This window comes from Luteimonas sp. RC10, assembly GCF_014192745.1.
GTDB lineage: Bacteria > Pseudomonadota > Gammaproteobacteria > Xanthomonadales > Xanthomonadaceae > Luteimonas.
Map to the genome: position 1 here is coordinate 142,917 of NZ_JACHYJ010000006.1, position 13,405 is coordinate 156,321.

At 60.6% G+C, this 13,405-nt stretch carries 12 protein-coding genes and 1 pseudogene; 5 read left to right on the plus strand and 8 right to left on the minus strand.

The genetic code is table 11. From position 1 onward, the window contains the following. Positions 1-67: 67 nt before the first annotated feature. From FHW73_RS11890 to FHW73_RS11905, 4 genes are all read left to right on the plus strand, one after another. The gene (locus tag FHW73_RS11890) at positions 68-1,363 is read left to right on the plus strand and encodes a replication-associated recombination protein A (RefSeq protein WP_183427105.1); all 1,296 of its coding nucleotides are present in this window, start codon (positions 68-70) and stop codon (positions 1,361-1,363) included. A 135-nt stretch (positions 1,364-1,498) separates the two neighbouring features. Next, positions 1,499-1,903: a DUF4124 domain-containing protein gene (locus FHW73_RS11895; protein WP_183426934.1), complete on the plus strand. Its 405-nt coding sequence runs from the start codon at positions 1,499-1,501 to the stop codon at positions 1,901-1,903. A gap of 241 nt (positions 1,904-2,144) precedes the next feature. Continuing rightward, entirely contained in the window at positions 2,145-3,056 is a 912-nt protein-coding gene (locus FHW73_RS11900; protein ID WP_183426935.1) for a GNAT family N-acetyltransferase, read from the plus strand. A 106-nt stretch (positions 3,057-3,162) separates the two neighbouring features. Continuing rightward, positions 3,163-3,588: a hypothetical protein gene (locus FHW73_RS11905; RefSeq protein WP_221187529.1), complete on the plus strand. Its 426-nt coding sequence runs from the start codon at positions 3,163-3,165 to the stop codon at positions 3,586-3,588. Positions 3,589-3,885: 297 nt separating this feature from the next. On the opposite strand, the gene FHW73_RS11910 is transcribed toward FHW73_RS11905, so the two are convergent. From FHW73_RS11910 to FHW73_RS11925, 4 genes and pseudogenes are all read right to left on the minus strand, one after another. After that, complete coding sequence (locus FHW73_RS11910; protein ID WP_183426937.1) at positions 3,886-6,573, minus strand: AAA family ATPase; 2,688 nt, start codon at positions 6,571-6,573, stop codon at positions 3,886-3,888. Further along, entirely contained in the window at positions 6,573-7,106 is a 534-nt protein-coding gene (locus tag FHW73_RS11915; protein WP_183426938.1) for a hypothetical protein, read from the minus strand. Before FHW73_RS11915 ends, FHW73_RS11910 begins: the two co-directional genes overlap by 1 nt. Then, entirely contained in the window at positions 7,103-7,408 is a 306-nt protein-coding gene (locus FHW73_RS11920; protein ID WP_183426939.1) for a hypothetical protein, read from the minus strand. The genes FHW73_RS11915 and FHW73_RS11920 overlap by 4 nt, the downstream gene beginning before the upstream one ends. Positions 7,409-9,043: 1,635 nt before the next feature. Beyond that, a pseudogene (locus tag FHW73_RS11925) lies at positions 9,044-9,618 on the minus strand (site-specific integrase); the annotation flags it as partial. Between the two features lie 380 nt (positions 9,619-9,998). Between FHW73_RS11925 and FHW73_RS11930 the strand changes: the two are divergent. After that, complete coding sequence (locus tag FHW73_RS11930; RefSeq protein WP_183426940.1) at positions 9,999-10,307, plus strand: DUF3653 domain-containing protein; 309 nt, start codon at positions 9,999-10,001, stop codon at positions 10,305-10,307. 42 nt (positions 10,308-10,349) lie between these two features. On the opposite strand, the gene FHW73_RS11935 is transcribed toward FHW73_RS11930, so the two are convergent. The 4 genes from FHW73_RS11935 to FHW73_RS11950 all read right to left on the minus strand — a co-directional run bounded on the left by FHW73_RS11935 (position 10,350) and on the right by FHW73_RS11950 (position 13,390). Further along, on the minus strand, positions 10,350-11,567 hold the full coding sequence (locus FHW73_RS11935; protein WP_183426941.1) for a zonular occludens toxin domain-containing protein: 1,218 nt from the start codon (positions 11,565-11,567) through the stop codon (positions 10,350-10,352). Beyond that, the gene (locus tag FHW73_RS11940; RefSeq protein WP_183426942.1) at positions 11,567-11,869 is read right to left on the minus strand and encodes a DUF2523 domain-containing protein; all 303 of its coding nucleotides are present in this window, start codon (positions 11,867-11,869) and stop codon (positions 11,567-11,569) included. The genes FHW73_RS11935 and FHW73_RS11940 overlap by 1 nt, the downstream gene beginning before the upstream one ends. A 2-nt stretch (positions 11,870-11,871) precedes the next feature. Continuing rightward, on the minus strand, positions 11,872-13,098 hold the full coding sequence (locus FHW73_RS11945) for a virulence factor TspB C-terminal domain-related protein (RefSeq protein WP_183426943.1): 1,227 nt from the start codon (positions 13,096-13,098) through the stop codon (positions 11,872-11,874). 76 nt (positions 13,099-13,174) lie between these two features. Continuing rightward, complete coding sequence (locus FHW73_RS11950) at positions 13,175-13,390, minus strand: hypothetical protein (RefSeq protein ID WP_183426944.1); 216 nt, start codon at positions 13,388-13,390, stop codon at positions 13,175-13,177. Positions 13,391-13,405 lie beyond the last annotated feature (15 nt).

A 13,405-nucleotide genomic window follows, 5' to 3' on the forward strand; every position in this document is an offset into this window, starting at 1 on the left:
CGTGTCCCGTTCCGCCAAGTCCGCCGCCTCGCTGACCGGCGACCTGCTGCAGGTCGACCGCAGCGCCATGCGTCCGCTCGCCGAGCGCATGCGCCCGGCAACCCTCGACGAAATAGTCGGCCAGCGTCGTCTGCTCGCCGAGGGCACCGCGCTGCGCACCGCGGTCGAGGCCGGCAAGGTGCACTCGATGGTGCTGTGGGGGCCGCCGGGCTGCGGCAAGACCACGCTCGCATTGCTGCTGGCGCGCTATGCCGACGCCGAATTCAAGGCGATCTCGGCCGTGCTGTCGGGCTTGCCCGAAGTCCGCCAGGTGCTGGCCGAAGCCGCACACCGCTTCGACGGCGGCCGGCGCACGGTGCTGTTCGTCGACGAGGTGCACCGCTTCAACAAGACCCAGCAGGACGCGTTCCTGCCGCATATCGAGCGCGGCACCATCGTGTTCGTCGGCGCGACCACCGAGAACCCCTCGTTCGAGCTCAACTCCGCGCTGCTCTCGCGCTGCCGCGTGCATGTCATGGAGGCGGTCTCGCCCGATGACATCCAGGATGCCCTGCGCCGCGCGCTTGCCGATCCCGAGCGCGGTCTGGGCGACCGCACGCTGCATATCGCCGACGACCTGCTGCGGCTGATCGCAGTGGCCGCCGACGGCGACGTGCGCCGGGCACTGACGCTGCTGGAAATCGCCGCGGAACTGGCGGGCGAGGGCGGAGAGGTCACCTCCAGCACGATCGAGCAGGTCCTCGCCGACCGCACCCGCCGCTTCGACAAGGGCGGCGAGCAGTTCTATGACCAGATCTCGGCGCTGCACAAATCGGTGCGCAGCTCCAATCCCGATGCCGCGCTGTACTGGCTGGCACGCATGCTCGACGGTGGCTGCGACCCCGGCTATCTCGCCCGGCGGCTGACCCGGATGGCGGTCGAGGATATCGGCTTGGCCGACCCGCGGGCGCTGCAGATGGCGATCGATGCCTGGAACACCTTCGACCGGCTCGGCAGCCCCGAAGGCGACCTGGCCCTGGCGCAGGTGGCGATCTATCTCGCCAGCACCGCCAAGTCGAACGCCGCGTACATGGCCTTCAACCAGGCCAAGCGCGACGTGCGCGAGTACGGCACCCAGGAGGTGCCGATGCATATCCGCAACGCGCCGACCAAGCTGATGAAGGAACTCGGCTACGGCACCGGCTATCAGTACGACCACGATGCCGAAGGTGGCATCGCGCTCGACCAGACCGGCTTTCCGGATGCGATGGGCGAGCGGGTCTACTACCAGCCCGTTGCGCGGGGCCTGGAGATCAAGCTCAAGGACAAACTCGATCAGCTGCGCGCCGCGCGCGAAGCGGCCCGAGCCGCGCGCGACGACTGACGTCGCGGCGATCCCCGATCTGGACCCGCGGGCCAGCCCGACGCGGATCGGCCGAAGGTCCGAGGCGCAAGACCTGCCGGCGCGGCATCGTATCGATCCAGGATCGTGCCCAGGACGATGCCCATGCGAAGGTCGATGTTCGCGCTGCTGCTCGCGCTGTGCATGCTGCCGGCGAGTGCCCAGTCGCTGTACAAGTGCCGGGATGCCGCCGGCGGTGTTGTCTACCAGTCGCAGGTCTGCGCGGGCGCGACGCTGCGAAGCTGGGAGATTGCCGAGTTGCGTCCGCCCCCGGCCGCAGAGCGGCCGGTCGAGACCACACGCAAGGCGCGCCCGGCCCGTTCTTACGCAGCACGTGGCCGCAGCCTCCGCGCGCCACGCCGGTCCGCTGCCCCGCGCGACAACCGGCATGCGCGCTGCCTCGCCGCCCGCGCCCAACGGGACAAGACGCTGGCCCGCCTCGGCCTGCAGCGCCGCTACGACGACCTGCGCCGGCTCAACGACGCGGTCTCATCGGCATGCAACCATCGCGGGATCCGGTAAGCCGTCAGGGCCGACGCAGGGCGCGTTCGGGCAGGGCACCAGTTGTCAGGTTCATCGTCGATCTGGCCAAGCGCCGCGCATGCATCGCCACAGCTGATTCGATCACGGGAAAGCTGTCACTACCTGCCGCCCCCTTTCTTGGGCACGCATGGGATCGGGCCTATAATTTGCTGCGTTGATGGAAAGAACCAGCACGGCGCGACCGTGACAGGCTTTCATTCTTGCGACCAAGGTGGCGAAGATGAAAAGGCCGTTTGTTTCGTTGCGTCCCGAGATCACGCGGACACACGCACTGCTTCTGATGGACTGGCTGGAAGATGCGCGCGTGACGCGCTATCTGAGTGACTCCCGCACCGTGTCTCGATCCATCGCGCAGGCGGTCGACCGGACACAGATGCCGATCCTGACACACCTGTTCAATCAGGGCGGCCGCTTTTTCATGACCTACGACCGGAACGATATCCCGGTCGGCTTCGTCCGCCTGGTGAAGACAGGTGACGAATGCGAGATCGTCCTGGTCATCGGCGATCAGGCCAACTGGGGGCGGGGACTTGGCGGCAGCACCATCCGGGAAGGCCTGAAGCTCGCCTTTCTCGACATGCGGGCCGAGACCGTGATCGCCAAGATTCAGCCGGGCAACACGCGCTCCCTCAAAGGCTTTGAGCGCTGCGGCTTTGTGCGCAAAGCCGAAGTCCCCATGCTGAACGCCCTGTCCATGACCTCTGCTCGCTATCTCCAGTTGCTGCGCGAAGGCACCCTGGCAAAAGCGACCGACATCTATGTCACTGAGATCGACAAAGCTCGGCTCGAGAGCCTGATTGCGTTCGAGCAAGGGGCGGCAGTGGTCGAGCTTGAACACGAGATCGAGCGCGCGATCGTCGTGGAGCCGCAGCACGTCGCGCACAATGTCGTCACCATGAACTCCAGAGTCGTGCTGCAGGTGGACCAGGATCAGGCACAAGTCGAGCTCGTCTATCCGCAAGATGCCGACGACCGCTCCGGGAAGCTGTCGATCCTCTCTGACGTCGGCGCCGCGATCCTGGGCTACCAGGAAGGGGACGCCTTCGACTGGCGAGTGGGAGATCGCACGCGTCGTATCCAGATCGACAAGGTGATCTACCAACCGGAATCGTTCGGGAACTTTCATCTCTAGACGTCGGGGTAGGGCGCTAATAGCCCAACGCGTCGCCTTGTTGTCCAGGTGTTATCCGGTCGCGTGACGCGGCATGCAAGCAGGCTTACACTCCGTCCCACAGGGGATGGAGCGTTGCATCATGGATGTCAGGAGAGTCGCCGCGTTCGCGGTGTTGTTCGTCGTGTGGGCGCCGGCCTCGGCCCAGCACGTCTACAAGTGCGTGAACTGGCAAGGCGCGGTCACGTACCAATCTGAACGCTGCCCGGAAGGCCACCGCATCGATCGCACCTACGACACGAACCGCGAGATCGAAGTCGGGGGTCGGGTGGTACGCAACTTTGTACCGACCACAGGCGGTTCGCCTGACGCGCTTTCACCCACGTACGGCCGGGTCATGGATACCAACGGCCGCGTCAAGTCCGACGCGCTTTGCGAACCTGTTCGCGCTGCGGTCAATGGGGCGCGTGGCCATCGCACCATTGAAAGCATCCGCGCGAATGCGAGCGTTGTATCCCAGCTTTGCAATCACTCACGCGGCCCTGGTCGCTAGCGACTGACGGGCGCGCCTGCGCCCACGGCGCCACGCTTTACGCTGGTGATGCTCTGACGTACGGGAACTCGCAGCAGGCGGTGTGGTGATTAGGAAGATTTATCGTGGGTGAAGTGATACGTCCCCACTTTGGTAGATGCCTCTTAGGTGTTCTAAGACTGGTCGATGCGAGGAGCCAGCCGCGGTAAGCGCCCCCGTCTTTCACCTCAGCCGCCGCCCGCTCTGCCAAGGAAACACCTGAGCAGAATCGCCGGTTCCACTCCCGACCGTGTTCAGATGCGGTCAGTGAGAGTGCCCCTAAGGCGGGGTTGGAAATAGCTCAACGCAGCCAACGCTTGAGCTGACGTTTCCGGTGAGCTGATAAGCCCTGAGCAGTGGCGCCTTTCGATTGATTCGCATGAACTTCTGTATGACGTGTCTCGTAGTGGTCCAACTTGCGGTCGTGAGGACGAGCCGTGTCTGCTGATGGGATTGCTGCTGGCCAGAAAGTACAAATGCTCTCAGAGTGTCGAGCACGGCGACTCGATTGAGGTCGTCCAAATGTGCCAATGGTTCGTCGAGGAAAAAGCTTCCACCCAATGTGTAAGCGCGCACAAGAAAGAAGGCGAGCGCAAGATCCTGGCGCTGTCCCGTGCTGAAGACCTCCGGCTCAACGGAGTGTTCCTCGAGCAGGCCTTTGAGCTCAAACGAAGGGTTAACGCTGACAGAGCGGAAGACTCTGTTCACTTGCATTCGCTGGAACAGCTGGCTTACCGAGGGGCCGACGGTTTCAATAAGTCTCGTCCGGTGGTACTCGCTCTGAGACTCGATGCGGTCATTAATCTGGTCGATTCGAGAAAGCTCTTGCTCTACGACATTGATATCCCGAGCGACAGCCGCAGCCTCTTGCGAGACTAGCTCGGCCTTCTGTGCCAGTACCGTCTTTGTCTGAATTTCACCAACCACACCGAGGTGTCTGAGTGCTGTTTGGACCTGGTCGTGTCGAAGAGATAGGGCTCTTTCAACTTCATCAAGATGTTGTTTCGATAGCGAAATCAGCCCAAGTGACCCCTGGATTCGATCCGCTCGCCGCTTCCACGTCTCAGTCTCAGAGTGCTGACCCCGTAGTTTTGCAAGCTGCGTGGATAGCTTAGAAAGCCGACTTTCGCCAATCGCCATTGCCAACGAAACCTCCTCAGCATGAAGCCGCTTTTCCGCTGCAGCAGTTCTGAGGGTTGCTGCAGAGGAACTAAGTTCTCCGATCTGCTGACGGGGGGTATGATTCGATGGTGGGAGATAGGTGATGTGACTAACAGAGCACGCCCTTTCAAACGCACCAAATGCCCTGGCTGACCTGAGGCGTCGTTGCAACTCACTGATATCAGAGTCGCCGACGACTGCTGCAGTTGCAAAGCCAAAGCGCGCTGCCAATAGGTCGGCCTCCACGATCTTCTTACTGATGCACTCCAGATCGTCTGTGGCCTGAATGAGTTGCTCGCTTAGTTCATTGGTGTGAGCGAGCTGCTCCTTCAGCAGGTCGATGTCCGCCGATAGCGTGGTTTCATGCGATAGAAGAATGGCCTCGGCCTGAGGGAGTGATGCAAGGGCCCCCTTGAGTGCTTCCCCCAATTTCTCGTGGCTGCCCCAGTCGTGTCCGCAGGCCGGGCATTTAGAGTGATCTTCGAAATGCTGGTGGGCGAGCAGCGAAGCGCGAACGGCTTCGTTTTTTAAGGTTCTCAGCGACTCTCTACTTGCGCGGCTCTGTACGGCCTCTCGCTGCTTTCCGGCCAAGTCCATCTCAAGCTGCTCACGAGACGCAAGACCACTCCGCTCTTGCTGGATGACTGAAACTCTAGCTTCGATCTGATTTTTCGCTTCCTGGTCGGCGCCAGATTGACTAACAGTGCGCGCGAGCGCACTTAGCTCCTTCGCTGCGGCCTCAACGTCCGAGAACAGGACGGAGACGCTATCCTTGTCTGCGAAAAGTGTGCGAAACGTCGTGTCCGCGCTCGTGTTCGCTTGGAGACCCAGTAGGGCGTCGACGATAATCTGCACGCCATCTGCGTCACGAGTAAGCTGACTTGCGTCTCTGTCAAGCGCTTGGAACTGCTCGGCTTCATCCTCTAGTGCTTTGTTTGCTTGTCGAACTTCGGTCTCGATGGAGACAATTTGAGCTTGCAGTGCATCGAGGTCAAGGTCGGTTGGCTGTGCGCTTAGGAGTTCGCGGAGCCTCTCAAGCGCTGCGATCCTGGAGTTGATTTCGTCAAGTTCGCTGTTCGCTCGAACGGTAAGTTCTGCATGCGGGAGGCCGGTCATTGACTCCGCCCCCGACAATATCCGCATGGCCTCTCCAATGAGCGCGTCGACGTCCGACCGCGTGACGGATAGGTCGAGATAATCTCGCTGACGCGAGTGTAGATCGGCTAGGTCGTCTATTAGCTTGGTATGCTTCTCGCGAAGTTTCTTTCGATACAGATCGATCATTTTCTGGGCGTTACGCTGTGCGCGAGTGCCAGTGAGATCGGCCATAGCATCTGCGCGGGCGTCGGCGTTATCGCCATCGATCAATCTAGATAGCGAATCGATGCCTAGCACACGGTTCGAGGACAAGAAGGCCTTCAGTCGCGGAATTCGGGCCAAGGCGCTTAGTTCGGACACGTCGCAATCTGGGGCCAACGCTTGGAGAAAGTCTGCCTCACCAACTGAAACTCCGTTGGCGATCCTTAGAGTCTTCCTGTTGCTTCGAAGCGACTTCTTTGCGCTCAGTGGTTTGCTTGCGACCGTGCCACCAAGGGTGACTTCTGTAATCTCGTGATCCAATGCAAGTTTGCAACGTTCTTCGCGCACCTCGCCGCCTAGCAACCAATCGATGGACTCGATAATGGAGGTTTTTCCTGTTCCATTGGGCGCATAAACGAGTGTCAGCGGAGCACTAAAGTCAAGCTCAAGCGGGTTGCGAATACCGCCAAATGCTGCGATGCGAACGCTGTCGACCAAGATAGACATTACTTAGAAGTCTCCAGCATAGAGATGAACCGCGTAAACGTGCCAGTAGCTCCATCGAGAGCGAGATGATCAAGCCAGCTGATGTCTTCAAGGGACAGATCGATCTGAGCGGAACTCAAAGGAGGTGCGCTCGTGACTGGGAGGAGAGTCAGCCGGTTCTCCAGCTCATCTTGCAGATTTGAGCTGTTGATCCAGTATTTTCTAGATACGTGGCGTACGAGTTGTTCATTCTGCTGCGCCCACGACAGAGGGTACTTGTCGTCAATAACCACAAAGCAAACATGTGCGTCGATCACCCCGCCCCCAGCAAGCTCCGTCGATCGAACATCTTGAAGGATTTTCCGGTCCACTCGGCGCACGATATCCGACCAATCGATTGAGTCGCTGAGAACACAGTTTGTGATGTACAGGCGGGCATACTCGGACTCAAATGTGTCAGCGGTTATTCCGGGTGCGAGTTCGGACGAGCCGGCATGCTCGACAATGCCGACCTGAGCAAGCAGTTTCTTGACTGCAGTATCGGTTATGTTCATGCGTCGGCAAGACCTGTTGACTCGATGATCAAAGTGCGAATCGTCTTTGCGTGTGTCTCAAATGTCGTCGCAGAGGTCACAAGGGTGCTTAGGCGCTTGGCCTTGCTGAATGGTACGACGATGACTGCGTTTGAATCAGGCCGGGGGGCCGCCGGGTCGAATGCGTGAAGAGGCGCGGCTGAGTCGCGGCCAAGGCTGACGTCATCCATCGTTACTTCCACTCCGTTCAAGTCCTCGCCGAAGACGACAATGGCAGGTTGTGGGGAAGGATTTTGCGCGTAAGCCTGCAGCTTAGCGGCCATTGCTGACCAGGCTTCAGAGGGGCTCCGCCATACGTAACCATGAGACGTGAATATCGCGCCTCCGTCTGTCGAGGGAATATTCACTTCCAGAGTTACCTGGTCGTCTGCGGGCCATCGTAGAAAGTCGGTTCGTATCAAAGCGTCGGTTACGGCTAATGCAATCTCAGAGGCGTCGTTCAGACTGCTGGTGCTAGCGGGATCCGGATCCCTGTTTGTAGATGCTGGACCGTCAATCAGAGACAGAAAGAAGCCCTTTCTTCGAAGGTCGCTCGCAGCACTCAGGTGCGCGGCGACCTCAGCGATTATCTGACTACCCGACGGAGCAAGATGACGTGTTCGATTGCAAAGTCTTGGGATCTCGAACGTGAGCCGAGTCGATACTGGCTCGAATGTACCGTTCGCAAACTGCTGCCCCCAACGGGAAATCCAAAGGTGTCTGCCTGTGGTGGGAGAAAAGCCTTCCACCCTGAGGACGCCTGCGGCGAAGATCTGGCATGAGTCGCGAAGTACGATTCCCTTTGACGTGGGGTTGTCCCGACCATTGCAGACCACTGATTGAGGGGACGCACGTGAGATAAGCCCAGCTCGCGCATAGGCGCCACTTAGATTTCGATTCCCATCGTCCGCGTAGTCCGACGGACGATTCGCATGGGAGTAGTTGGCCAGCGCAAGTATTAGGTCGCCGTCCACCGCGCGATCTATTCGGCTGCTCCAGATATGATGCCAGGGCTTTCCTTGAAGGACGCTCGCAGCAAGAATTATTGGGCGCCCACTTTCAAGGCGGTACGCTTTGAGCTTATCAACTGCGTTTGGCTTTCCTATTTGCGAGTCTGCTAGCAGGTCCGCGCAAATTACTGGGGCAATTGAGCAGTCTTCAAACGCGAGAATGATGTGATCCGAACCCAAGTAAGGGTCAAAATTGGGGGCTTCGGCGCTCTGCTCTGCGAAATTTTTGCAGTAGTAGTGGACTGCAGACAAGGCAGGAAGCTCAGCCTTCGCTGGTAGTTGCAGCCAAGCGCACCCAAAATTTACATTGCGTTCGTTCGATACCTCAGCGCCGAGAAAAGGGACGTGCTCCCTAATCGTGCCGGCTCTTGTGAAACCGATGCCGGCAATGAGGACAAGCGGCTTGTTGTAAGACTTAACCGCGGCATCGACAATCGCCCAGTCCTCCCAAGCCAAGGACAGCTCGGGCAGGATCAGGAGTCTGGTGAGCTCGGGATTGTCGCAATCACGATCGATAGGTGCGATGCCCGCTCCATCACACCGAAGCAAGGCGGCGACCGCTTGGGCAGAGCTCGGGTTCCTAGAGTCAGGGTCAAGCTCCGTCATGCTGCGTCCGAGTTGCGCTATGCACAGCCATAGCTCGGAGCAGTTCAACAGCTGTCGGCTGACCACAACCTCTTTCAATGACATCCGTTTCGCCCCCCCTAGGGCACTTTAATCCTGTGGATTAGCTTACACCTTACTAAGACCGGTACCGCCCCCCGTTTGCCTGACATGAGGCGGCAGACCCGCAGGGGGCGGCCCCGTCTAGATGGAGTACGGGGATGCAATTCCATTCGAGGAATAAGCGTCTTGAGGAACGAGCTTTCCCGAGTCTGAGCGCGCGAGCCCACGATTTGCTGCCGGCAGTCAATCTTCCAGCAAGCGAGCGGCGGGATTGGCGGAGGCACCCCCAGCCTGGAAATACCCCACCACGCTCGACACCGACCGATGCTCGGTCAGCTGCATGATCGCCGGCAGCGCCACCCCTTGGCGGCTGGCTTCGGTCACGAACCCGGACCGCAGGCTGTGGCCCCCAAAATCTCCCGCCAGCCCGGCCAGGCGTGCCCGTCGCTGCACGATTTCCCCGACCGCGGCAGGGGAGAGGGCAGGGCCGAGCCGGCTCTTCCAGAGCCGCCGGAAAATTGCCCCCTCGGTGAGGCCTGAAGCCTCCAACCAGTCTTGGAGTGCGAGGGCAGCCCGATCGAGCACAGGTTTGTCCGGCGTCGAGGTGGCCGTAACCCCTGCCTGCTGGGTTTGCTGTGCTCCAGCCGGTAGATATAGCCCGACTCGCCAATTCGGCGCAGGTCGCGAAGGTCGGCAGCGGCGATCTCGCTGCGCCGGCGGCCGCCACTAGCGAACCCGAAGCAGAGTAGGGCGCGATCTCGAATTCCTTCCAGGCTGTCATCGCAGGTGGCCAATATGGCCTCCAGTTCGGCCAGGGTGAACGACGCACGATGGCTTGGAACTTTCGTGTGTGACGGACCTGCAGCGACCACCACGCCATCTCGTGAGACTTCAATAGTTTGGCCTTCGGGCGTATAAAGGGTCTCGCGGCTGACCATCCAACCGCGCCGCTCTGGTCCGAGGAACTTGCCGTCACCGAGGATGCGCTGCAGAGCGCCGCGCACTCGTGGGTCGTCGGCGATGCCCGCCACCTGGCATCACGGAACTTCGAGCCGGGGGATCGGGTCGGTCCTGATGGCGGCGGCTGCGCTTGGCTGTGGCTCCGCTTAATTTCGCATAATGTACATTATGTTCTTCGCGCTCATGGGCTGGCTGCGGCGCAGGCGGCAAGATGGTCTGCCGGCATGGAGATCGGCGCATGCGTGATCGAGCACTGACCGGCCCTTGGGCCGGTTTTGCTTTCCGGAGCGGAAAGCTTGTGAGCCCCGAGGGCCGCGAGTTCGGGCCCGAAGATCTTGCCTATCTGGCGCTGACCGTGGGCATTGCCCAGGAGTGGCGCCGCATGATGGAGGAACACCGCGAGGACCGAGGCTACCGACGCGACGGAACCGTCGTCTACTTCCGGGATGCAGTCCGGCGCCGGTACACACGACGGGTGTGCATGGTGGACGACTCGGGGCCGGGACCCGGGCTGCGCGCGAACGTGCTACGGGCTCGCACGCGCTGACGGCCGAAGCTGTCACCGCAGGGGCGTCGCCCCTGCACCCCGTCAACGAGCGATACCCTGCCCCACATAACGACCGGTGCTGATGCCGTAGTCGCCATAGTCGGTGTGCACGTCGCCATAGCGAGCCGCAGAGCCGCCCCGGAGAGTCGTAGCCGGGGGCTGGTCGGGAATGGCGGCAGACGGCGCCCTAGCGAGCGATTCGGGGCGTTCGCGGGCGGTTTCTCTGTAGGGGTGGTAGACGTTGAACGGAAGCGGATCGGCAAGCAGGCGTTCGCACTGTTGGCGAGTCATGTCGATCTGCAAACCATCGGTGTTGAAACAACGACAGGTCCGGCCACGAACACAACCGGCGAGCGTCGGTGTTGGCGTAGTGCGCAGTTCCGAATACGCGCCATAGCCGGGCATGAGCACCTCGATGGCATCGGCGTTGTTAGGGGCGTTGGGTTGGAACATTGGGGGCAGGCCGGGCGGCGCCGCGCCGGCTTCGCCTGGCTGCGCCTGCGCCTGCCCGGCTCCCTGCCCCCCCAACCCTGGGAGCATTGCCCCCCACCAACCGTTGTAGGTAAACACGGCTGCAATCATGGCCATGATGATGGTGCCGGTGATCAAGCCATTCTTGATCTTCTTCGGCATCTTGAACTTGTACGCCGCCGTGTGATGCGTGGCGCTGATGTACCTGTCATACAGGGTCTTATCGTAAGACCAGATTTCTTCGTCCGCAGCCTCACGCCCCTTTTCATCGTATGGGTCGGTCTGGACGCGGGTCCAGGTGAAGGTGCCGGCAGCGGCAATGCCCATCGCACGATTCATGTGGATGTGCTTGCCAACCAGCGTGCGGACCTGATGGTGAATCTTGGAGGGCCACTGCGTAATCAGGACGATATCGACACCGCGATGCCGATGCGTGGACATCGCGCGAATGCGCTGGTCCTCACTCTCACCGGGCTTACCGGTAGACGGGAACAGCTTGCCGTAACGCTCTAGGCCGGGCGTCTTGCCGTCGCTGTGCGCTTCGTCGTACTGCACATACGCGCTATCGGGAAGCTGCGTCCAATCGTTGTGATCGGGCAAGCGCTCGACCCACGGAAACGCCTTGGGGTTCTCATCAAGCGTGGCGCCCTTGACGTTCGAGAAGAAGCGCCTGGGCTGTTCCTTGCCGGCCTTCACAGCGGCTTGGTTGCGCTCGTACTCATCGCGCATGAGCGCCATTGCACGCAGGGTCTTGCCGTTACCCGGCTGGCCAGTGATCAAGTAAAGCATCAGGTATTCCCCTGCTGTGCATCAGCGATGCGCGCAAGACCGGCCAAGCCGGCCATCATGGAGACGCGAGTGAGCATTGCGCTGCCAAGGATGGACAGCACGTCACCGAGCCCGCCAAGCATGAGCACGCGGTACATATCGGAGGCCATGCCGGCCAAAGCGTTATTGATCTGATCAAGCGCCATGTTCACCAGCGGGAAGAACGCGACGTAGCTGACGAACGTCATGCCGGCACCGAAGAGTGCGCGCGCGATCAATCCGCCAAGCGCCCATTGCATGATCTTGAGAAGAATTCCGGCCATGACTAGCTCCGACGAGTCGCGTTAACGACGATGAAAGCAGCAGCCATCCACGCGAGCCCCTTCAACAACGGGCGCATGTAGATCACGAAATCGCAGATCGGCTGATAGGTGATTTCGAAGCTGCCCATCCAGCCAAGGTTGACCGTGATCGGCGCTGGACAACTGCCATTGCCGTGGCCGCTGTCGTAGGTCTGCCACGTAATTTCGCGTTCCTCATGCGGCACCTCGGGGTTGTCAGGCAAGCTGGGATCGGCCTTGAACCACGCGATGAAGTCGCACACGACCTTCGCCCACGTGCAGTACTGGGGCAAATCGGATTCGTAGGGCGTCGGCGTCTGGCCATAGTCGCCGCCGACAACGACATCGGAGCCGCCTGGAGCAAGATGTCCAGCTTGCTCGAGCGTACGACGAAGGTTGTTGGTCGCCTCGACAAGCTCGGGCGTCCGAACAGGTGCACCGGTCTGCGGATCGGTGAGCAGCGAATTGGTGATCTGCTGCGCGTGAGGTGAGGTCAGAATCGCGTTGGCGAGTTGAACATCGCTAACGACTACAGGTGCGCTACCCGGATTGACGTTCTCATAGTCATCCCAGCCATTGTGAGGCTGTGTAACCAGTTCAAAGGGCCAGACAAAAGCGCAGCCACCGAGGCGATGCACAGCGCAAATTGCGCCGTAATCAGAACCGATAGGCAGGTCAACACGCCAGCTGACAATGTCCGGGTTAGGACCATTGTTAGCGAAATATTCGGCCTGAGCAGCAGGGATCAAGCCGCTCGGGCTGCTGGCGCACTTCTGATACCTGCACCACCCTTGCGCCCCCAAATCTTCCTGTGGTTCACCGCCCTGCGTAACTTGGCCCTTCAATTCATCAATGGCCCACCCTGCCCCATTGAACAAATCCTTCAGCAGCAGGGCCGTGCCGTAGATGCCTAGCCCGCGCTTAACTGCACCAGCAGCCAACCTGCCGATAGTGGTAGCACTGACGCGCACAGGGAGGTTGTGCGACATCGTGGAGCCATTGGGGAACGTCGTGCGGAACGCGGCGCGTGTATCGGCACCCGTTGCGTTGGTGCCGACGACGCGAACGTCATGCGGTATCGGGTTGCCGCGCGGGATGTACTCGCCTTCGGATTGCGCCGTCACGATGCCGGCGAACGCTACGACGAACAGGCCAAGCGCGAAAGCGCTTAGTCGTTGAACACGATGAAGAAGGCGAGCGTTCCGACGCATAGAATCCACCATCCGAGCATGTGAGTCTCTCCAAGAAAAAGGGGGACCGGATGGTCCCCCTGCCCTGCAAACCGGCTTAGCCGAAGATGGCCGCCTTCACCCACTTGTAGGCCACGGCGATCGCAGCCGGGGCGAACTTGGCAACGCCAACGGCGGTAATGCCGCCAGTGATGATGCCAATGGTCTCGACCGCCGCACTCGTATCGATCTGCTGCGCGAACGCGGCGAAGGGGGCAGTGGCGACAACAGCGACGGCAAGCTTGTTGCCGAGCGAATGGAGCTTGGTGCGCATGGAGATTTCCTCTCT